The sequence below is a fragment of the Nocardia sp. NPDC056611 genome (assembly GCF_042792755.1).
Taxonomy (GTDB): Bacteria; Actinomycetota; Actinomycetes; order Mycobacteriales; family Mycobacteriaceae; genus Nocardia.
Genome location: NZ_JBHTVV010000008.1, coordinates 23,618 through 42,556 on the forward strand (window position 1 = coordinate 23,618; position 18,939 = coordinate 42,556).

Annotated in this window: 14 protein-coding genes; 4 read left to right on the plus strand and 10 right to left on the minus strand. The window is 66.5% G+C overall.

The window, feature by feature from the left end; all coding sequences use genetic code 11:
• Positions 1 to 23: 23 nt before the first annotated feature.
• From ACFRAQ_RS32015 to ACFRAQ_RS32025, 3 genes are read right to left on the minus strand one after another with little or no spacing between them, the layout of a single operon-like run.
• Positions 24 to 3,272, minus strand: a complete 3,249-nt coding sequence (locus ACFRAQ_RS32015) for a thiamine pyrophosphate-binding protein (protein ID WP_379106336.1) — start codon at positions 3,270 to 3,272, stop codon at positions 24 to 26.
• Positions 3,260 to 4,315 carry a pyridoxal phosphate-dependent aminotransferase gene (locus ACFRAQ_RS32020; RefSeq protein WP_379106338.1) on the minus strand — a complete coding sequence of 352 codons (1,056 nt, stop codon included), beginning with the start codon at positions 4,313 to 4,315 and terminating at the stop codon, positions 3,260 to 3,262. Before ACFRAQ_RS32020 ends, ACFRAQ_RS32015 begins: the two co-directional genes overlap by 13 nt.
• Complete coding sequence (locus ACFRAQ_RS32025) at positions 4,315 to 5,286, minus strand: UbiA family prenyltransferase (RefSeq protein WP_379106340.1); 972 nt, start codon at positions 5,284 to 5,286, stop codon at positions 4,315 to 4,317. The genes ACFRAQ_RS32020 and ACFRAQ_RS32025 overlap by 1 nt, the downstream gene beginning before the upstream one ends.
• 280 nt (positions 5,287 to 5,566) lie before the next feature.
• Here ACFRAQ_RS32025 and ACFRAQ_RS32030 point away from each other — a divergent pair, with 280 nt between their 5' ends.
• Complete coding sequence (locus ACFRAQ_RS32030; RefSeq protein ID WP_379106342.1) at positions 5,567 to 6,427, plus strand: haloalkane dehalogenase; 861 nt, start codon at positions 5,567 to 5,569, stop codon at positions 6,425 to 6,427.
• A gap of 90 nt (positions 6,428 to 6,517) precedes the next feature.
• Here ACFRAQ_RS32030 and ACFRAQ_RS32035 read toward each other — a convergent pair whose 3' ends face one another.
• The 7 genes from ACFRAQ_RS32035 to ACFRAQ_RS32065 all read right to left on the minus strand — a co-directional run bounded on the left by ACFRAQ_RS32035 (position 6,518) and on the right by ACFRAQ_RS32065 (position 15,880).
• Positions 6,518 to 9,430: a (Fe-S)-binding protein gene (locus tag ACFRAQ_RS32035; protein WP_379106344.1), complete on the minus strand. Its 2,913-nt coding sequence runs from the start codon at positions 9,428 to 9,430 to the stop codon at positions 6,518 to 6,520.
• 99 nt (positions 9,431 to 9,529) lie between these two features.
• Positions 9,530 to 10,618 (minus strand): type 2 isopentenyl-diphosphate Delta-isomerase, encoded by a 1,089-nt coding sequence (gene fni, locus ACFRAQ_RS32040; protein ID WP_379106347.1) that lies wholly within the window; start codon positions 10,616 to 10,618, stop codon positions 9,530 to 9,532.
• On the minus strand, positions 10,615 to 11,727 hold the full coding sequence (locus ACFRAQ_RS32045) for a phosphomevalonate kinase (RefSeq protein WP_379106349.1): 1,113 nt from the start codon (positions 11,725 to 11,727) through the stop codon (positions 10,615 to 10,617). Before ACFRAQ_RS32045 ends, fni begins: the two co-directional genes overlap by 4 nt.
• Entirely contained in the window at positions 11,724 to 12,725 is a 1,002-nt protein-coding gene (mvaD, locus tag ACFRAQ_RS32050) for a diphosphomevalonate decarboxylase (RefSeq protein WP_379106351.1), read from the minus strand. The genes ACFRAQ_RS32045 and mvaD overlap by 4 nt, the downstream gene beginning before the upstream one ends.
• Entirely contained in the window at positions 12,722 to 13,648 is a 927-nt protein-coding gene (mvk, locus tag ACFRAQ_RS32055) for a mevalonate kinase (RefSeq protein WP_379106354.1), read from the minus strand. The genes mvaD and mvk overlap by 4 nt, the downstream gene beginning before the upstream one ends.
• 2 nt (positions 13,649 to 13,650) lie before the next feature.
• Positions 13,651 to 14,835, minus strand: a complete 1,185-nt coding sequence (locus tag ACFRAQ_RS32060; protein ID WP_379106356.1) for a hydroxymethylglutaryl-CoA synthase — start codon at positions 14,833 to 14,835, stop codon at positions 13,651 to 13,653.
• A 1-nt stretch (position 14,836) separates the two neighbouring features.
• The gene (locus ACFRAQ_RS32065; RefSeq protein ID WP_379106358.1) at positions 14,837 to 15,880 is read right to left on the minus strand and encodes a hydroxymethylglutaryl-CoA reductase; all 1,044 of its coding nucleotides are present in this window, start codon (positions 15,878 to 15,880) and stop codon (positions 14,837 to 14,839) included.
• Between the two features lie 467 nt (positions 15,881 to 16,347).
• Between ACFRAQ_RS32065 and ACFRAQ_RS32070 the strand changes: the two genes are divergently transcribed.
• The 3 genes from ACFRAQ_RS32070 to hypE are packed head-to-tail and all read left to right on the plus strand — an operon-like array spanning position 16,348 to position 18,934.
• A complete protein-coding gene (locus ACFRAQ_RS32070) occupies positions 16,348 to 17,331 on the plus strand; it encodes a ParB N-terminal domain-containing protein (protein ID WP_379106361.1) in 984 nt (327 codons plus the stop codon).
• Between the two features lie 5 nt (positions 17,332 to 17,336).
• On the plus strand, positions 17,337 to 17,921 hold the full coding sequence (locus ACFRAQ_RS32075; RefSeq protein WP_357287270.1) for a cysteine hydrolase: 585 nt from the start codon (positions 17,337 to 17,339) through the stop codon (positions 17,919 to 17,921).
• Complete coding sequence (gene hypE, locus ACFRAQ_RS32080; RefSeq protein WP_379106364.1) at positions 17,918 to 18,934, plus strand: hydrogenase expression/formation protein HypE; 1,017 nt, start codon at positions 17,918 to 17,920, stop codon at positions 18,932 to 18,934. Before ACFRAQ_RS32075 ends, hypE begins: the two co-directional genes overlap by 4 nt.
• The last annotated feature ends 5 nt before the right edge of the window (positions 18,935 to 18,939 follow it).

Sequence of the window (18,939 nt, forward strand, 5' to 3'; positions counted from 1 at the left end):
TCCTCTCCGATCGACTGGGCACTTCATTCGCTTCGCCCGACCCGGCGCATGGCTTGAACAGCCGCGTCGGCGCCGACGGCCTTCACCATCGACCAGGCCCCGGATCTCGCGGATTTGCCGTCCCGGATCCAGCCCGACAGCAGACCCACGACCTGACGAACATGGATGCGCCCGGCCAGCGCGGGGGCCTCCACCGCGGGGATGCGCGCGTCGATGAGCGTCGGGCCGTCGGTGTGCAGCGCGGCTCGGAACGCCGCCCCGAATTCCTCGGACGTCCGCGCCGTCACCCCGGTGAGCCCACAATGCCGCGCGAAGCTCGCGAAATCGAAGGGCGCGAACTCCGAGGAGGTGTCCGGCCAGCCCATGATCCAGCTCTCGAACTTGATGGCCGCGAGCGCGCCGTTGTTGAAAACGACGATGACCGTGGTCGATTCGGCGTTCGCGACATTGCGGAGCTCGGCCAGCGTGATGCCGATCCCGCCGTCGCCGACGATCGCCACCGAGATGTCCTTCGGATTGCGCACCGCGACATCCACCGCCGCCGGCACCGCGAATCCCATGGTGGCGAACGACGCGGTCCACAGATATCTGGTCGCCGACCGGATGTGGCGGTACGCCCACAGGGTGTTGATGCCGACATCGACGCTCAGGGTGGAGGCCCGATCCGCTTGCGCGAGCTCATGATCGATGATCTGTGATGCTGTCACCGCGAGCAGCTGACGCGCACTCTCCCGCGGCCCCTTCGATGGGGGCTTGCCGATGCGGACGACAGTGTCCACGTCGACAGGATCATTCGAGGTCCCGATCAACGCCTCCAGCACCTCGCGCGCGTCGCCGAGCAAGCCGATCGATTCCGGCGGGAGGCGGAGGAAGGTCAGTGCGTCGGCATTGATGGAGATCACCGGGCCGTCGCCGGCGAGCTCGAAGGCGGAGCCTCGCCAGGACACACCCACCAGAATCACGACCTGGCTCTGACGAATGTTCTGCATCGCCACGTCGTGGCCGGATGTGCCGACCAGGCCGTCGCAATGATCCCCGACGACATCCGCGGCCAGCGCGCCCATCGTGCAGTAGAGCGGGGCCCGGGTGCGTGCGGCCAATTCGAGGAGTTCCCGTCGTGCGCCCGCCGCGCCGCGGCCGACGACGATCGAGACGTTCTCGGCCGCCGCGAGGAGTTCCGCCGCTCGCGCGATCTCGTCGGGTGCGGCCATCGTGCTGCCGGGAAGTCCGATCAATGACGTCGGAATGCTCAGTGCGCCGGCGCTGTTCACGAGCGCCGCGCTGTTGCCTGCCGACAGCGCCGCATGGGAAACGTGAATATGCGTCACGCCCTTGCCGCCACCGGCGACGGTCAGCAACGCGTCTCGAAGGCGCGTCGAATCCTGCTCGGTGCCGTCCAGCACCACCGATATCGCCGAGATCTCCCCCAGCAGATCGACCGGATCCAGGAACCAGCGGTCGATCTCGAAGGAGATCAGCAGCACCGAGGCGCTGTCGAACGAGGCGTCGTAGAGCCCGTTCAGTTGCGCGAGCAGTTCCGCGGGAGAGGTCACCAGGGCGCAGGCGGTCGTGCCGGCGGCCTTGAACGCGGCGGTCGCCCGCATGGCCGCCGCCTGTGTGTCGGCGACGGTCCGCAGGTCCAGGTCCGGACGCGCGGCACTCGTCAGACCGAGTCGCGCGCTGCCGGTTCGCGTCAGATACACCGAGTCGATGCCACGGTCGGCAATCGCGCCGAGCAGATCGCTCGCGAACTCGACGGCGTCGGCGCGGGGCGTCGTATCGGTGAGCGCCGCTTCCATCTCCAGCGCCGAGGTGAGGATCACCGCGGGACCCTCGGCCTGCCCGGCCGCTGCCAATCGCGACGCCAGCTCGCTCGGGTCGCTCGCCCAGAACACCGGGATTCCGAAGGCTCGCGCCAGATCGCTGATCGTCGCGCCGGATTCCGCGGCGCAGATCACCGTGACGGGAACCGTGTATCGCGCGGCGGTGGACAGCTCCGCGATGTACTGGTCCAGCGACGCGAGTTCGGTCAGCGCGTAGGCGCGATCGCCGGCCGCCAGCGCCAGGCCCATCGACATCGGCAGCGCCGAACCCTCGGCTGCCAGATTCCACGCACTGTGGATGTCCGCGTGCTCACTCAGATATCGGCGCGACAGTCGTTGTATCGGACCGGGATCGACGGCGACAGCGGCTCCCGCCAGCAGTCGCGCGAGCACGGCCCAGCCCTCGGGCGCATCCGCGGTCTGCGGGATTCCCGACGGCCGCTCCGATGCCGCCGGTGCGCCCCTGCGGCTCGATACCGCCTCGGTCAGGGACTCCAGAATCGCCGGAATATCGCCGGCGATGCCGATCCTGCGGCATCCGGTGTCGAACCCGGACGTCGCGAGATCGGTGATTTCGATCAGGATCTGCGCCGAGGGGTAGTAGCGCTCCACACCGACGGTCGGCCGGCCGATCAGCACAACGCTGTCGTCTGCCGCCGCGGTTCGCTCATCGTCGACGGGAGATACCAGCGCCTCCGGGATTCCGGATTCGGGCAGCGCCCGCAGCGGAACATCCAGTGCCTGTGCGAGTAACCGGGCCTGCTCGACGGATTTCCCGCTGCCGGAACCCAAGACGATCGGCGTCGGGTTCGCGCAGAGGTGGTCGGCGAGGTCGTCGATGCGCTTCTTGTCGACCCTCGTCGGGCTGCGCCGGTCCAGCCGATACGGGCTCGGCTGTTCCCGCTCGCCGACCGGTGCGATCAGCAGGTCCGAGGGGATGGCGACGTGCGCCGAGGTCTGCTCGAGCCGGATGCCGAGCATGATCTGGTCGAAGACGCCGATCTGGTCGGCCGACATGATGTCCGCCGATCGCCACGTCCCGTCCGCGAACAGTCGCGAGGAATCGATCTCCTGGAACGACTGCGTCCCGATATCACCCAGGTGCACCTGTCCGGAGATCGCGAGCACCGGCACGCGGTCGTAGCGCCCGTCATAGACGCCGGGCAGCAGATGCGTCGCACCGGGACCGGCCGTGCCGAAGCACACCCCGACGGTGCCCGACCGGCGGGCGTAGCCGACGGCCATCCACGAGGCCGCGCTCTCATGACGAACCGCGATCAGCCCGATCTCCTCTCGCCGACCGACCGCGTCGACAAGGCAATTCACCGATTCCGCGGGCATTCCGAAGATGTAGCGAACATCGTTTCGGACCAATCGATCCACCAGTGCGTCGGCGAACCGTGGCCGGCCCATGAGGTCGGCCCCGAGATGCGGATTCATCTGTGGCATGCGGTTGCCTCCATTCGGCTGTATCCATCCGCGAGGACTTCGACAACGTGATCCATGTGTTCCGGTGCGGGCACGGTGATTCGGACGCCGAGGTCCGGATATTCGCGTACCGCGATCCCTGAGCGGGAGAAGCAGTCGACGAGCGGGGCCGGATGCCGCATCGGCACCCACAGGAAATTGCCGTGCGATTCGGGAACGGAAAGTCCGTGCGCGCGAGCCGATTCGATGAACTGTGATCGGCAATGAACGACCCGATCGACCTGATCGGCCAGCTCATCACTGACATCCAGGGATGCGATGGCCGCGGCCACCGCCAGTCGATTCACTCCGAAAGGCATGGCGACGGTTCGGCAGGCGCCGATCAATCCCGCGTCTCCGACCGCGTATCCCACGCGCAGACCCGCCAGACCGTAGGCCTTCGAGAAGGTACGCAGGACAACAAGATTCGGGTGTGCGGAAGTCAGCCGGAAGGTCGCCGAGGCATCGACGGTGCGATCGAAGTCGATATAGGCCTCATCCACCACGACGACCGTGTGCCGCGGAACCGCGCTCAGGACCATCCCGATCTCGTCGAGCGACACTCGCTCACCCGTCGGGTTGTGGGGCGAGCAGATCAGGATCGCGGCCGCATCGTCCCCGGCCGCCGCCACCATCGACTCGACCGGCTGCCACCGGCTCTCGGCGCCCCGCACCGGAACCGCCGTTCCACCGGCATCCACCACAACGCGCTCGTAGGCATCGAAGGCCGGTACCGCGAAGACAACCCGGCCGCCATCACCGGCGACCCGCCGCATGATGTATCCGAGCACGCCCACACTGCCCGGCCCGACGATGACCTGGTCGGGGTCGAAGCCCGCGAAGTCGGCGATGGCATTCCGCAGCGATCCGTAGGCGGCCGCAGGGTAGTCGGCCGCGCGATCCACTTCGGCCTCAATTGCTTTGCGGACGCTCGGCAATGGAGCGAAAGGCAGTGCATTGTTCGAAAGGTCCAGGGTGACAGCAGAATACTCGGTCTCTTCGTTCGAGCGATACTCGCTCCACATCAGACGACATCCTTCTTTCTGCGGGTATCGAGCTTCAGCGCATCCATCAGGAAAATGATGATCAGCGAGCCCAGCACGATGCTGATCGAGGAAATGGACGGGTCCACCAGCAGAATCCAGGTCGACAGATATCCCGTCGATACCACCATGTCGGCACGCAGCATGTTGTTCGCCGAGTGGGCGTCATCGCGCAGGATCATCCGCGCGCATTGAACGCAGACGATCGGGAACCACACCAGGGTCAGCAGGTATTTCGCCGCGAATTGTCCACTGGCCACCAGGAATACCGGTCCCAAGTAGGCGGCAATCGTACCCGCCGCGGCCACGATCGCCGCCTGCTTCCGCGTCGGGCTGAGTGTCGCCGAGGTCTTCAGTCCGGCGCTCTTGTCGCCGTAGTAGTCGGGCAGGTTCTTCACCAATCCCTTGGCCGCGAACCAGAGGAACAGATACGCGGCCATGAGGATGAACGGCCAATTCCCGAGCACCGCCGGGCCATGCTTCGCCACCGCGGGAGCCATCAGGAACGGAAAGGCGACATCCAGCGCGAACAGAGCGATCGACGACACCGGCCGCGCCTTCACCCGGAACGGCCGCAAGGAGTACTGGTGCGCGATGACCACGCACACCGCGGTCAGCACAACGAAAATCGGGCTCACCAGCGCCGCCAGCGCCAGCATGATCAGGCATACGGCATAGGAGCTGCGCAGCAGCCGCCGACGGCCGTAGAGACCGAGCAGGTACAGGCGGGCCGGAAGATTCTCGTTGTCTTCCGCGACATCCGAGTACCCGTTGAACAGATTGGCGACCGCGCTGTACAGGAAGGTGATCGCAAAGCCGATCAGAACATCCAGGTCGATCGACAGGCCCAGCATTTTGCAAGAAAGGCAGAACGCCAGCATTCCCGGCAAGCAGGTGCGCGGGCGAGCGAATGAGAGGAACAGCTCGAGCCGCGCTCGAATTCCTGCCGTCAACCCCTCGGACTCATTTACCCAATCGAGTCTCTCTTCTGCCGGCTTACCCAGAAATTCGTCAAGTGTCGGTATCGAAATAGCACACCCCATCGATCCTTATACGGCGTATCGCGATTCCAGTGCTGCGAGCCTACAACGGAATCCGATGTAGCCCAAGGGTGTTCAACCGCTACCTTCGTCAGTTGCACAGGCTTTTGTACAACCAAAACGGTGAGCAATTCACGTGATCACCCGCGGGCGGGGTATATCAGACAGTGTCTCGTCACGCAGAGAGGTTGCAATGCTGATCGACTTCGTTCCCGACAAGAATCTGTACCCCTTCGAGTCCCGCTGGTTCGACTCGTCCGCCGGCCGGGTGCACTACATCGACGAGGGCTCCGGACCGACAATCCTGTTCTGCCATGGCGTTCCGACGTGGAGCTTCCTCTACCGCCACGTCGTGAAGGAACTGCGGAGCCGGTACCGCTGCGTCGTCATCGACTACCTGGGCTTCGGATTGTCCGAGCGCCCGGACGATTTCGGCTACACGGTCGCCGAACACACCGCGATCCTCGGCGAGCTGATCGATCACCTCGAGCTCGACGACTTCATTGTGATGGGACACGACTGGGGCGGCCCCATCGGACTGGGCGCCGTCACCACCCGCGCCGATCGACTGCGCGGCATCGTGCTGGGCAACACCACCTTCTGGCCGCCCGAAGCCACGGCGAACCAGATCTTCAGCAGGCTCATCCGCACCCCGATGATGCAGCGCCAAGTCCTCGAGAAGAACTTCCTGGTCGAGCGCGTCCTCCTCGGAGAGCTGGGCCGCAAGCTCACCCCCGCGGAGATCGACCACTACCGCTCGGTGCAGCCCACGACCGAAGCCCGACGCGGACTCGGCGTGATAGCCAAACAGATTCGCGACGCCCGCCCGCTCCTGGAGCAACTCTCCCGAGACGTCCCCGCCATCCTCGCGGACAAGCCAACCCTGCTGGTGTGGGGCATGCGAGACATGGTCTACCGTCCGAAGGGCCACATCCCCCGCATGCGAGCGACATTCACCGACCTGGAGGTAGTCGAACTGCCCCGCGCCCAGCAGTTCATCCAGGAACACGCACCGGACGAGATCGCGACCGCGATCGCCAAGCGATTCCCCTGATCCTGGCGACGAAAACGACGTGGGCGGCGCTACCGATCGGTAGCGCCGCCCACGTCCATCCGGTTCGACTGCCCGGTGTTTCAGCCCGCCCTAGCTCTTCTTACCCGGCGCCTTCATGCCCGACTTGAACCCGAGCCCACCCGGCTTGGAGGCGGGCGGCTTGGCAGCGCCATTGCCTTCGGACGTTCCCTTGGCGTCCGGGGTGCCGTTGCTCTCCGAGCCGTCCGGAGTCTCCAGAGCCGAATCGGCCGGAGCAGCGGGCGCTTCCGCAGCCACGGCGGCGGCCGGAGCCGCAGCACCCGGAGCCTTCGGGCCGGGACGCTTCAGACCGGACTTCATGGCCAGGCCCTTGGGCGCGATGGACGGCTTGGCCTCGGCGGCCGGAGCTTCCGGAGCGGCGGCGGCCTCGGCCGGAGCGGCCTCGGCGGGAGCCGCGGCGGTGGAAGCGGTTTCGGCCTTCGCGCCGGGAGCCTTGGCGGCGCCCTTCATGGCCAGACCCTTGCCGCCGGGGGCCTTGAGGCCGCCCTTCATTCCGAGTCCGCCCGGCTTGGCGGTCGGGGCCGCCGGAGTCTCGGCCTCGGGAGCCTCAGCAGCGGAGGCGGTTTCGGCGGCAGCTGTGGCGGTCTTCGCGCCAGGAGCTTTGAGCCCGCCCTTCATGGCCAGGCCCTTGCCGCCGCCCGGCGGCTTCAGACCACCCTTCATACCCAGGCCGCCACCGGCCGCAGCGGCCTTCGGCGCGGCCTCGGCCGGAGCCTCCGCGACCGCGACCGCGGCCTTGACCGGCTCCGGAGCGGGCTCCGGCTCGGGCTCGGCCTTGGGGGTCTGGACGACCTTCAAGTTCTCGGTCAGGGTCGCGGCGTCCACACGGTTGATGGACTGCAACATCAGCTGCGCGACATCGACGACCTCGACACCCTGACCGACCTCGCCACCGTCCTTACGGGCAGTCACACCATCGGTCAGCATCACCCGGCAGAACGGGCAACCCGTCGCGATCATCGACGGCTCGTTGCCGCCCTTCAACGTGTCGAGCGCCTCGTCGACCCGGTCGATGTTGATGCGCTTGCCGAGCTGCTCTTCCATCCACATACGCGCGCCACCCGCGCCACAGCACATGGAACGTTCAGCGTGACGCGGCATTTCGACCAGAGTCGAGCCCGAGGCCTCCATCAACTCACGCGGCGCGTTGTAGATCTTGTTGTGCCGACCCAGATAGCAGGGGTCGTGATAGGTCACGTTCTGCGCGACCGGCGACACCGGCACCAACGCCTTGCCCCGCACCAGACGGTTCAGCAGCTGAGTGTGGTGCACGACCTCGTAGGTGCCACCCACCTGCGGATACTCGTTGTTGAGCGCGTTGAAGCAATGCGCACAGGTCACGACGATCTTCTTCTTGGCCTGCTCGACACCCTCGAACACCGAGTTCAGCAACTCGATGTTCTGCATCGCCAACTGCTGGAACAAGAACTCGTTGCCCGCGCGGCGAGCCGAGTCACCGGTGCAGGTCTCCTCCTGCCCGAGCACCATGAACTTCGTACCCGCGGTCGCCAGCAACTCCGCGACAGCCTTGGTGGTCTTCTTCGCGCGGTCCTCATACGCACCCGCGCAACCCACCCAGAACAGATACTCATAGCCGTCGAAGGAGTCCGCGTCCTTACCGAAGACCGGAACCTCGAAGTCGACCTCGGAGATCCAGTTCAGGCGATCCTTGGCGTTCTGACCCCACGGGTTGCCCTTGTTCTCCAAGTTCTTGAACAAACCCGCCAGCTCGGAGGGGAACTCCGACTCGATCAACACCTGATAGCGACGCATATCGATGATGTGATCGACATGCTCGATATCCACCGGGCACTGCTCCACACACGCACCACACGTCGTGCACGACCACAACACCTCCGGATCGATGACGCCGTTGACATCCTCGCCACCGACCAACGGACGCTCCGCCTCCGCACGCGCCGCCTCGGAAACCTTGGCCTTGTCACCGGCCAGCAGGTATGGGGCCTTGGCGTAACCATGGTCACGCAGCGACATGATCAACAGCTTCGGCGAGAGCGGCTTGCCCGTGTTCCAGGCCGGGCACTGCGACTGACAACGACCACACTCGGTACAGGTGGTGACGTCGAGGATGTCCTTCCAGGAGAAGTCCTCGAACTTGCCGACACCGAAGGTGTCGTTGTCCGGATCAGCGGTCTCCATCTCGATCGGCTTGCCGCCCGACATCATCGGCTTGGCCGCGCCCAGGGCGACGTCGCCGTCGGCCTCACGCTTGAAATAGATATTGAAGAACGCCGCGAACCGATGCCACGCCACACCCCAGTCGATATTGCGACTGACCACGACCACCCACACCAGCGCCGCCATCAGCTTGCAGAACGCGAAGACCGAGACCGCCCCGGCGCTCGACGGCAGCACCCTGGCGATATTCATGCTGACGAAGTCGCTGGCGGCGTGCGATTCCCCGGTGTAGCTGATGACGAACGCCTTGACGCCGACCATGCTGATGCCCTCGGCGACCACGATGAACTCGACGAAATACGCCGCCAGGAAGTTCGAGCCGGAGAACCGGGACAGCCGCTCGGGCCGGCGCGGGTGGTTCAACTGCCGAATGATCACCAGCGTCAGCCCGCCGACGATGGTCCCGAGGCCGAGCAGCTCGTCGAGGAGGTGGTAGGCGAGGGTGTCACCGACCCACGGCCACGTGAACGTGGGGCTGAAGATCTGCCCCTGCGCCTGGAAGACCGTGACGAACCCGATCAGGAAGCCGACCATGACGAGCCAGTGCGCCCACCCGACGGTCCGGAACTTCACCATGCGCGTGTGCGCGGCGAATTCCTTGACCATGGTGGCGAATCGCGGCAGGAACGGCCCGAACCGGTCGGGGGCCGGCTGCCCCAGCCGGATGGTGCGCACCATCTTGCGTATCGCCAAGACAAACCCAGCCCACGCTGGGACACCGATCAGTATGGAGATGATGCCCAGCGTTATTTGCAGGGGGCTCATGCAGTGGCCTTTCACTTACGAAGGGACGCAATGTCGTTCGTCGGTCGACGCACCATAACACGCTCTAAGTTACTCGCGGGTAACAACACTCGATTATCGCTACTCGCGAGTAGACCGACTGCGCCGCGCGTAGGCGGCCGGGTCGATCCCGCGCAGTCTGCACAGCTCGGCGAGCCCACCGGTCAACAGCACGTCCGCGTTCGCCAGTGCGTGCACGGTTTCCGCGCCGAGCACCACCATGAGCTGCCGGATCTGAGCGATCCACGCGTCGATGGCCTCGATCAGCGCGTCGACGCCCGCCGCTTCGAGGATCGACAGGAAGTGTCCCGAGACCCCCACCGCCCGAGCGCCGAGCGCCAGGGCGCGGACGACGTCGAGCGGAGTTCGCACCCCGCCGGAGGCGAGCACGGTGACCCCGCGCAGCGCGGCCACTTCGGCCCCATCGACCAGGCACGCCGGGGTGGACAGGCCCCAGTCGGCCAGCAGGCCGAAGTCGGCTCGACGCCGCCTGGCGTTCTCGATGAGCGCGAAATTCGTTCCGCCGTTGCCTGATACGTCAACGATCCGCACGCCGAGGTCTGCCAGTTGCGTGACCGTATCGGCGCTGATCCCGAATCCGACCTCCTTCACGATCACCGGAACGCCGAGTGATTCGGCGAGGCGGGCGATATTGCGCGGCCAGGCCGAGAAGTCCCGATCCCCCTCCGGCATCACGATCTCCTGGATCGCATTGACGTGCACCTGGAGTGCGTCGGCCCGCAACAGCTCCACGGCGCGTGCCGCCATCTCCGGTGTGGCATTGGCATTGACATTGGCGATGACGTAGCCGTCCGGATTCTGCTCGCGCAGCACGCGATAGGTCCCGGCCACCGAGCTGTCCGCCAGATAGGCGCTCATCGAGCCCGACGCGATCGCCAGGCCGGTCTCCCGCGCGGCGATCGCCAGCCCGCGATTCACCTCGCCGGTGCGGGCGCTACCGCCGGTCATGGCGTTGATGTACAGCGGCACCGGCCACGTCGCGCCGCCCACCTCGGTGGCCAGCGAGACGGCCCGCTCCGCGGTGCCCCGCACGGCATGGTGAACGAAGGCGACATCCTCGAACGGGGATGGGCGCTGCCCGGCCATCGACTCCCGATGCTGCGCGACGGCCAGGCGGACATGATCGTCCTTGCGGGTGGCATAGCTCATCTGATGCTCTCTTTCCTCTCGGGTACCCGGAGATTCAGCGGTTCGATTCCGCCGGCTCGCCACCGTCGCCGCAGGGCCGGTACTCGGGCGGGATCGATCAGGGCGATCCCGCAGTCGCCGCCCCCCGCGCCGGAGCTCTTCGCCACCGCGCCGAGTTCCTCGGCCAGACACCGCAATCGAGACAGTTCGGGGCTTTCGATGGCCACCCCGGAGGCCGCGGCCAGATCGCGGAGCAATCGGCCCGCCGCGCTCAGCGCGAGTTCGATCGCGCGATCGTCGCCCGCTCGGCACGCCGTCACGAGTTGTTCGACACACCGATCGCTGGCGTCGACGAACCGCCGATACACCGAACGATGCTGTCGGGCGGCTTGTTTCATCGCCGCGACCAGGGCGCTCGAACTCGCCGGTCGTCCGACCCAGCCCACCTGCAGCGACAGCTCCCGGGGCGACGGCAACGACCGTGCGGCCAGGTGTTTCCACGGTTGCCGCAGCAGCGCCCCGAGGTCGAGGTCGCGCCGCGCCAGTGCGCTGATCAGTGCCGCGCGATCCGGGGTCCGGTAGTACACCCAGCCGCCCCGCGCCGAGGCCGCGACATCGCCTCCTGAGCAGTGCGGATCCACCGAAAAGACCGACAGCAGAGCCAGTTTCAGTTCGGTGGCGGCATCCAACGGCAACCCGTACGCCCGGGCGGCGGCCCGCACCGCCGCGACGGTCACCGCCCCGGAGGAGCCCAGCCCGTACTTGCGGCCGGTCTCGGCATCGTCCAGCTGGGAATCGATATCCAGGGCGAAGCCGACCGGCCCCCGCCCCGACCCGGCGGCGTAGCGATCGACCATGGCCAAGGCTGCCAGCACATGGGACAGCCCGGCCGCATCGGCCTCCGCCGCCGAGACAGGCTCGAAACCCGCTCCCCGGTGGACGAATTCGATGGAACGTCCCCGGGCATGATCGGTGGTGATCGTCCGGACCGCCGGGCCGATCGACGGCGTCGGAGTCAGGCGCACTCGCACATAGCGATCGACGGCGATCAGCACTGCCGCGCTGCCCGGCTCCAGGACCGCGTATTCGCCCGCGATGTACAGCTTGCCGGGAACGGCGACCGTGATCATCGATGTCCGCTGCCGGAGAGGGCGGCGCCCGGCCCCGCGGTGGTGACCACGACCCGCTCCGCTCCCCCGGCCACCTCGGCGACGGCGGCCGCCACGGCGGCGCTGTCGCGGGAATCGCACAGCACCTTCACGTTCGGACCCGCGTCCATCGTGGCCCACGCGCCGATTCCCGCGGCACGCAACTCCAGCACCCGGTCCAGCACCCGGAAGGTGCCGGGGGCGAAATACCGCACGGCCGGCCGAGCGCCCAGCATGGTCGCATGCATCCCGAGGGCGTTCGCCTCGGCGATTTCCCCGACGGTCGCCAGGTCGCCCTCGCCCAGCGCCCTCCGCATGCGATCCAGGTCCCGGGCGGATTCCTCCACCCACGCCGGGTAGAACGGCGAGGTGGCGACGGTCCGCCGCATGGCTTCCCTGCTGGGAACCGCCTTTTCGCGGGTGTCGACCAGCGCGACCACCAGCGCCGGGTTCAGCAGCGGCGCGTCGATCGGCTCGGCGAAACTGCTCAGATCACCGGACTCGCCGTCACCCGCACCGCGCCACCACACCGCGAAGCCGCCGAAGATCGATCGCGACGCACTGCCGGACCCGCGCCGCGCGAGCCGGGACAGCGCGCGGGGATCGGGATCCAGCCCGTAGGCGGTCGCGGCGGCCAGCGCCAGTGCGGCGAAACCCGCCGCGGAGGAGGCCAACCCGGCTCCGGTCGGCACGGTGTTCACGGTATCCACCGCGGTATGCCGACGGTCGCGCGACAGCTCACGCACCAGATCCAGAAACCGCGAGACCCGCTCCGCGAAGGCCTCGGGCGCCGGTGCTCCGGCGAAGGTCACCCGGTCGGCGGCGAGGTCCGGCCGCACCGTGACCGTGGTCGTGGTGGGGAATTCCCGCAGGGTCAGCGACACGCTGGTGGTCATGGGCAGGTGCAGGGCTTCGTCTCGCTTGCCCCAGTACTTGATCAAGGCGATGTTCGGATGCGCGACCGCTGCCACGGAATTCATGCGCGCACCGGTTTCAGCGGAACCTCGAAACAACGATGCGCGCCCGCGGCGAGCAGTGCCGCGCGGGTAGCCGGAGCATCGGTGGTCAGTGCGATGACGCAGCCGCCGAGTCCGCCGCCCGAGAGTTTCGCGCCCAGCGCGCCCCCGGCCAGCGCGGCGGCCACCAGGTCGTCCACGGCCGGACAGCTGACGCCCAACCGCACCAGAATCCGTTGTGTCGCGGTCATGGCACGGCCCAGCTCGGCCAACCGCCCGAGCCGCAGATCCTCGGCGGCACCGAGGGTGAGGTCCCCGGCCTGCTCGAGCAACTCCGCACCCACCGCGCCGAGCTCGCGGAGTCGCCCGCGCACGGTCGCCACCGCCTGCCGAGTGCTCCCGGCTATCCCGGTGTCGGCCACCACCAGGACCGCGCGATCCGCGCTGTCCGCCACCGGAAGTGACCGCGCCACCCCATCCTGGAACCACAGCGGCCCGCCCGCGCCGATCACCGTGCGCGCGTCGACGCCGCTGGCGTTTCCGTGCGCCAACGTCTCCGACTCCTGAATCAGCGCGAAAAGGGTTTCGCCGGAGAGCTGCCGATCCCACAGATCGGCCACCGCCGCGATGATGGCCGCGGCGACGGCCGCGCTGGAACCCAATCCGCGCTCGCTGGGGATATCGCTGTCCACGGCGACGGCCAGGCCGTCCTCCGGAACCCGGAGATGCGCGCAGACCGCCGCCATCGCCTGCCGCGACACCGCCGTGTCGCCCAGCCGCGCGGCGGTTCCCCTGGATCGATAGGCGGTGGCCCGCACCCCGATCTGCGGCACCGGCAGCGAGATCGCCGGACGGCCGTACAACACCACATGTTCACCGAGCAGAATCAGTTTGGCGGCCGCCCGGCCCTTGCCGAGCGTGCCGCAATCCGAGGGTTTCGCATCCATCCTCATGCCTGAATCGGGTGACATGCCTCGTACATTCGCGAATGCTCGGCGACGGCTCGCAAACGGAACCCTCCCGCGCCGTCCACCTCCAGCACCGTCGACGAACCGTCTTCGGGCAATTCGAAATCCCTTATCGCACGATACCTTTCGTAGGAGATCGACTCCCGTCGCGCGATGGCGTCCTGATTGGACGAGGTCCGCAGCCGTTGCCGGTATCCCGGCACCATCGACAATCCGAAGAACTCCGCGACACATCCCGATCCGTAACTCAGCATCCCGACCGAGCGGCCACTCAAATCCTCGGCGTGGTCGAGCAACGACAACAGGGCCACATACAGCGAGGCCGTATAACTGTTGCCGATCAGGCGGTTGTAGCTGGTGGTGTGCGCGAGATCCGCGTCCAGCCGAGCCATATGGGCGTCGATACCGTGGATCTCGAGCAGCCGCGCGTGGGCCTTGTAGGCCATTTTCGTGAAGGGCTGGTGATAGCAGAAGGCCGCGAAATCCTCGATCGCGCGACCGCCACGAGCCTCGTAGTCCTTCCACGCCTGTTCCGCCGCTTCGAGATACAACGAGACCGACAGCTTGCCGTCGACCATCGGTGTCGAACGGTAATTCGGCCGCCAGAAATCCTGCACATTGGCGGTGTACAGACCCGAGGTGGGTTCCAGGACGGCGACGGCCGGATCCGCCGACACCAGCATGGCGACCGCGGCCGCACCCTGCGTGGCCTCGCCCGCGGAATCGACATCGTATGTCGCGATATCGCTGGCGAGCACCAATACTCGCTGCTCGGGGTCGCGATGCACGAGCCCGGCCGCGAACTGCAGCGCCGAGGTGCCGCCGTAACACGCCTGCTTCAATTCCACCGCCCGGGTCGAGGACGACAGTCCCAGCAGATCCTGCACGTAGACCGCCGCCGCCTTGGACTGGTCGATCCCGGTTTCGGTGGCGAGCAGAACGGTGCGAATGTCCCCCGCGTCGTGCTCGGCGATGATCTGCTTCGCCGCCGCGGCGGCCATGGTGACAATGTCCTCGTCCGTCGCCGGTACGGTCTGCGTGGTCTGCCCCAGGCCGACGGTGTACTTGCCGGGATCGACGCCGTGCCGCTCCGCCAGGTCCTCGAGGCTCAGCGCGTAATGCCCGGTCGCCAAGGCGATATCGTGAATTCCGACGGTCAACGCCACGTCAATTCCCTCCATCCGATGGTGAGCGTTCGAAATTCAGGTGTGTCCGCATCAATTCCCCCGAGTTCGTCTGGGCCGCCATCAGCGACAGTTCGCCGCACAGGACCGCCGCCGCGGTCACCACGGCGAGACGCCGGGAGTTCTCCCCCGTCGGACGGTCGTCGCGGCATCCCAGCCTGGCCAGATTCGCGGCGGCGAAATCGAGACCCTTTCCGTTGCCGACGGTTCCGACGATGAGGTTCGGCAGCGTGCACGAGAAATAGAGATCACCGTCGCGGTTCTCGGCGTGCGTGATGCCCTGCGAGCCTTCGACGATATTCGCCGCGTCCTGGCCGGTGGCCAGGTAGACGGCCAGCAACATGTTCGCGTAATGCGCGTTCGCGGAACGGATTCCGCCCGCCAGGTTCGTTCCGATCAGGTTCTTCCGGACATTGAGCGCCGCCACCCGCCGCGCGGTCGTATGCAGATCGTTCTCCACCACGGCACGAGGGATCAGCAATTCGGTCACCACGTTCTTCCCGCGTCCCAGGATGCCGTTGACCGCGGACGCCTTCTTGTCGGTGCAGAAATTCCCCGACACGGATTCGTAGCGCAGGCCCGGGAACGTTCGCACGACGTACGCGAGGAGGGCATCGGCGGCCAGGGTCGCCATATTGTGGCCGGACGCGTCGCCGGTGGAGAACTCGAATCGCAGGAACAGCAGATTGCCGGCGATCTGGTGGCGGACCTCCAGCAGTTCGGCGTACCGGCTGCATTCGGACACGATCCGGCGCAACTCACCCATCGAGTCCGCGAGACTGCGCGCCGCCGCCAGCGCGGTACCGGCGTCGTCGGCCTCGAGCAGCACCGACCGGGTCATCCGCTCGTCGACGAGCGTGGCCACGATGCCGCGCGCGCAGCGCCTGGTGATCTTGGCGCCGCGCGCCACCGATGGCCACAGTGGCGATTCGTATGTGGCCAACGGGATTTCGACCGGCTCGTCCACCACATTACCGGTGATCTTGACCGGCCCCACCCATCGGAGCGGGACGATTGCCGCGTCCATTTCACCCACTGTCGAAAATAGAAGGTCCCGAGCAAGACGATCGGGTGAGCTGTCAGCCGACGAGCAAATCTCTGTGATTGCGATTTACATGTACCGCAACCGAAGTCGGCCACGGTATTACCGCACATGTCGATCGTCACGACAAGGGCCGAACGCGAGTAGCCGATCTCACCGGGAGAGACGCCGCGGGTGTGAGCCGTCACAATTGTGTGAACGCTCACCCCGTACCGGGCGGTCACCTGCGGCAATGCATCGAATCACGCTGTGCAACTGCGGCTTTCACCCAGTTGCACAGCCCCGGGACGGGCGCCGGCGGGCGCGAGTCGGCACCGCCTGGCATGGTGGTGGGCGGGGGGACGATCACAACGGCTGTGTTCGCAATCCCGAGCACCCTTGCCGGAATGATGCACCTGCGGTAATTTTCGATCAGGCCCAGGGGCACAACGCATTTGGAGCATTTCTAGAACGTGAATCGCGTCAAGACATCCCTAGAGATTGTATCGCTGGTCACCGCCGGATCCCCCAGATCCGAGGGTGAGGATCATTCCCACATCGAACGGTTGGTCGAGGCCGAATGGCCGTTGCCGCCAATTCTCGTTCATCGGCCCACAATGCGGGTTATCGACGGATTTCACCGCACCTCCGCCGCGCGACTGAAGGGATTCACACATATTGATGCATATCTGGTGGACGGTTCCGAGGAACTCGCATTCATAGTCGGGGTCCGCGAGAACACAACCCACGGCCTGCCACTGTCACTCACCGATCGGCGGACCGCCGCGGAACGGATCATGCGGACGCATCCGCATTGGTCGGATCGTTCGATCGCGACCACCGCGGGACTGTCGGCGAAGACCGTCGCATCGATCCGGGGCCGCATCCACGACGATTCACGGTCCAGCCATCGCCTGGGCAGCGACGGCCGCCTGCGACCGGTCGACACCAAGTCGGCGCGGCGGACCGCCGCCGAGCTGATCATGGCCCGGCCCGATGCCTCCCTGCGCAGCATCGCCCAAGAGGTCGGGTTGTCCCCCTCGACCGTTCGAGATGTGCGCACCCGACTCAAACGCGGGGAGGACCCCCTCCTCCACACGAACGAAAACCGTAGTCTCACTGCACCATCCGAGCCGGAGAGCAAACTCTCGGAAACACTCGATCGGCTCAACTCCCCGCTCAATCCCGAGAGGCCCGCCGATCTCGGCGCCCTGCTGGCCGTTTTGTCCAGGGACCCCGCACTACGTATGAGTGCCAGCGGCCGCGACCTCCTGCGGTGGATGCATCAGCGCGCGGTGAAGAGCAGCGATCTCGAGCAGATCGCCGACGCCATTCTCCCCCATACGCGGGACCACATCATCGAATTCGCGTACCAATGCGCGGTCAATTGGTCGAATATCGCACGGGATCTGCAAGGTCGCTCGGACGCAGCGCAGAACAACGAATCACTGGAGTAATCGAAATGTCAAAGATCGCCATTCTCACGAGCGGCATGCAGTACGACATCGTCGGAAAGAATCCGGAGCGTCAGGCAGCCATAGCCGCGGCGACTCCCCATGTGACGGGATTCTTGTCCGCCATGCGGAAACGCGGTTACCCCGTCTTCCACCTGCAGCTCCTCAACGAGCCCGACGATCCCCTCGCCGAGCGGTACGACGGGCGCATCCCCGCCCTGCGAGGCACGGAGGGCGCCGATGTGATTCGCGAGTTCCTCGACTCCGACGACATCATTCAGGAGCGGAGCAAGGACAGCGGTTTCTACGAGACCGATCTGCACGAACGACTCCAGGCGATCGGGGTCGAGACCCTGATTCTCATCGGCCTGCAAACCCAGATCTGCATTCAGACGACGGCGGCCGACGCGTTCTTTCGCGGATACATCGTCGGGGTGCCGAGCGACTGCGTCTTCTCCGCCGTCGAAGCCGACCGGCTGCGTGCGCTCGAATGGCTCGAGGGGTACTGCGCCACCGTTGCCGATTCCGAGGAGATCATTCGGACGCTGGATGAGAACGGCGGACTGCCCCGGAAGGAAACCAAGACACCGTGACTCTCGCGACCCAGCAGATTCAACTCGACCACGGCACGGGTGCGACATTGTCGGGCGAACTCGTGGCATTCATCGCGGAAACGTTGGGCGACGTCTACATCGGCGAGATGGAGGACAGCGCCGTCCTCCCCGTCGAGGGCACCCGGATCGCGATGACCACGGACAGTTTCGTGGTCGATCCGCCCTTCTTCGGCAATGGCGATATCGGGAAGATCGCGGTCTGCGGGACCGTCAACGATCTCGCGGTCTCGGGGGCCACCGCGCGCTATCTCACGCTCGGATTGATCCTCGAGACGGGACTGCCGTTCGATCGCCTGTTCCGCGTGCTGACCTCCATTCGGGAGACCGCGCGCGAAGCCGGCGTGCAGATCGTGTGCGGCGATACCAAGGTGGTGCGCGCCGGGGAAGCGGATCAGCTGTACCTCAACACCAGTGGGGTCGGCTTCTTCGCTCGCGAGCCCCTGCGGATGGATTCCGTGCGTCCCGGGGACGCGGTCATCCTGTCCGGACCGATCGGTAATCACACCGTCCATCTGCTGTCGATCCGCGAAGGTCTGGGCTTCGAAAGCCGGGTCCTCAGCGACTGCGCGCCGCTCAACACCATGATCGACCGATTGTTCGCCACCGTGCCCGCCGGGTCGATCCACTCGATGCGCGATGTCACCCGGGGCGGACTCTCCGCGGTGCTGCACGAGTACGCGGGCAAGCTGGACAAGGCCATCGTGGTCGAGGCGCCGGCCCTGCCCATCCAGCACGAGACCGCGATGGCGGCGGACATGCTGGGGATCAATCCGCTGCACTGCGCCAACGAGGGTTGCGTGGCGATCTTCATCGATCCCGCGGCGACCGATGCCGTCCTGGCCGCACTGCACGGGCACGAGTACGGGCGGCACGCCGTGGCGATCGGTGAAGTGACTGCGCGAGAGGGCGCTTCGGTGCTGTTGCGGGATTCCGCGGGTCGCGAATCGGCGCTCCAACCGCTGCTCGGCGCAGAGCTGCCCCGGTTGTGCTGAGTCGT

What these genes read in the sequence shown, in the direction of transcription:
- ACFRAQ_RS32015 (WP_379106336.1), bottom strand. Translation starts at nt 3,272, where the DNA reads ATGCCACAGATGAATCCGCATCTCGGGGCCGACCTCATGGGCCGGCCA.
- ACFRAQ_RS32020 (WP_379106338.1), bottom strand. Translation starts at nt 4,315, where the DNA reads ATGTGGAGCGAGTATCGCTCGAACGAAGAGACCGAGTATTCTGCTGTC.
- ACFRAQ_RS32030 (WP_379106342.1), top strand. Translation starts at nt 5,567, where the DNA reads ATGCTGATCGACTTCGTTCCCGACAAGAATCTGTACCCCTTCGAGTCC.
- ACFRAQ_RS32035 (WP_379106344.1), bottom strand. Translation starts at nt 9,430, where the DNA reads ATGAGCCCCCTGCAAATAACGCTGGGCATCATCTCCATACTGATCGGT.
- fni (WP_379106347.1), bottom strand. Translation starts at nt 10,618, where the DNA reads ATGAGCTATGCCACCCGCAAGGACGATCATGTCCGCCTGGCCGTCGCG.
- ACFRAQ_RS32045 (WP_379106349.1), bottom strand. Translation starts at nt 11,727, where the DNA reads ATGATCACGGTCGCCGTTCCCGGCAAGCTGTACATCGCGGGCGAATAC.
- mvaD (WP_379106351.1), bottom strand. Translation starts at nt 12,725, where the DNA reads ATGAATTCCGTGGCAGCGGTCGCGCATCCGAACATCGCCTTGATCAAG.
- mvk (WP_379106354.1), bottom strand. Translation starts at nt 13,648, where the DNA reads ATGGATGCGAAACCCTCGGATTGCGGCACGCTCGGCAAGGGCCGGGCG.
- ACFRAQ_RS32065 (WP_379106358.1), bottom strand. Translation starts at nt 15,880, where the DNA reads ATGGACGCGGCAATCGTCCCGCTCCGATGGGTGGGGCCGGTCAAGATC.
- ACFRAQ_RS32075 (WP_357287270.1), top strand. Translation starts at nt 17,337, where the DNA reads ATGTCAAAGATCGCCATTCTCACGAGCGGCATGCAGTACGACATCGTC.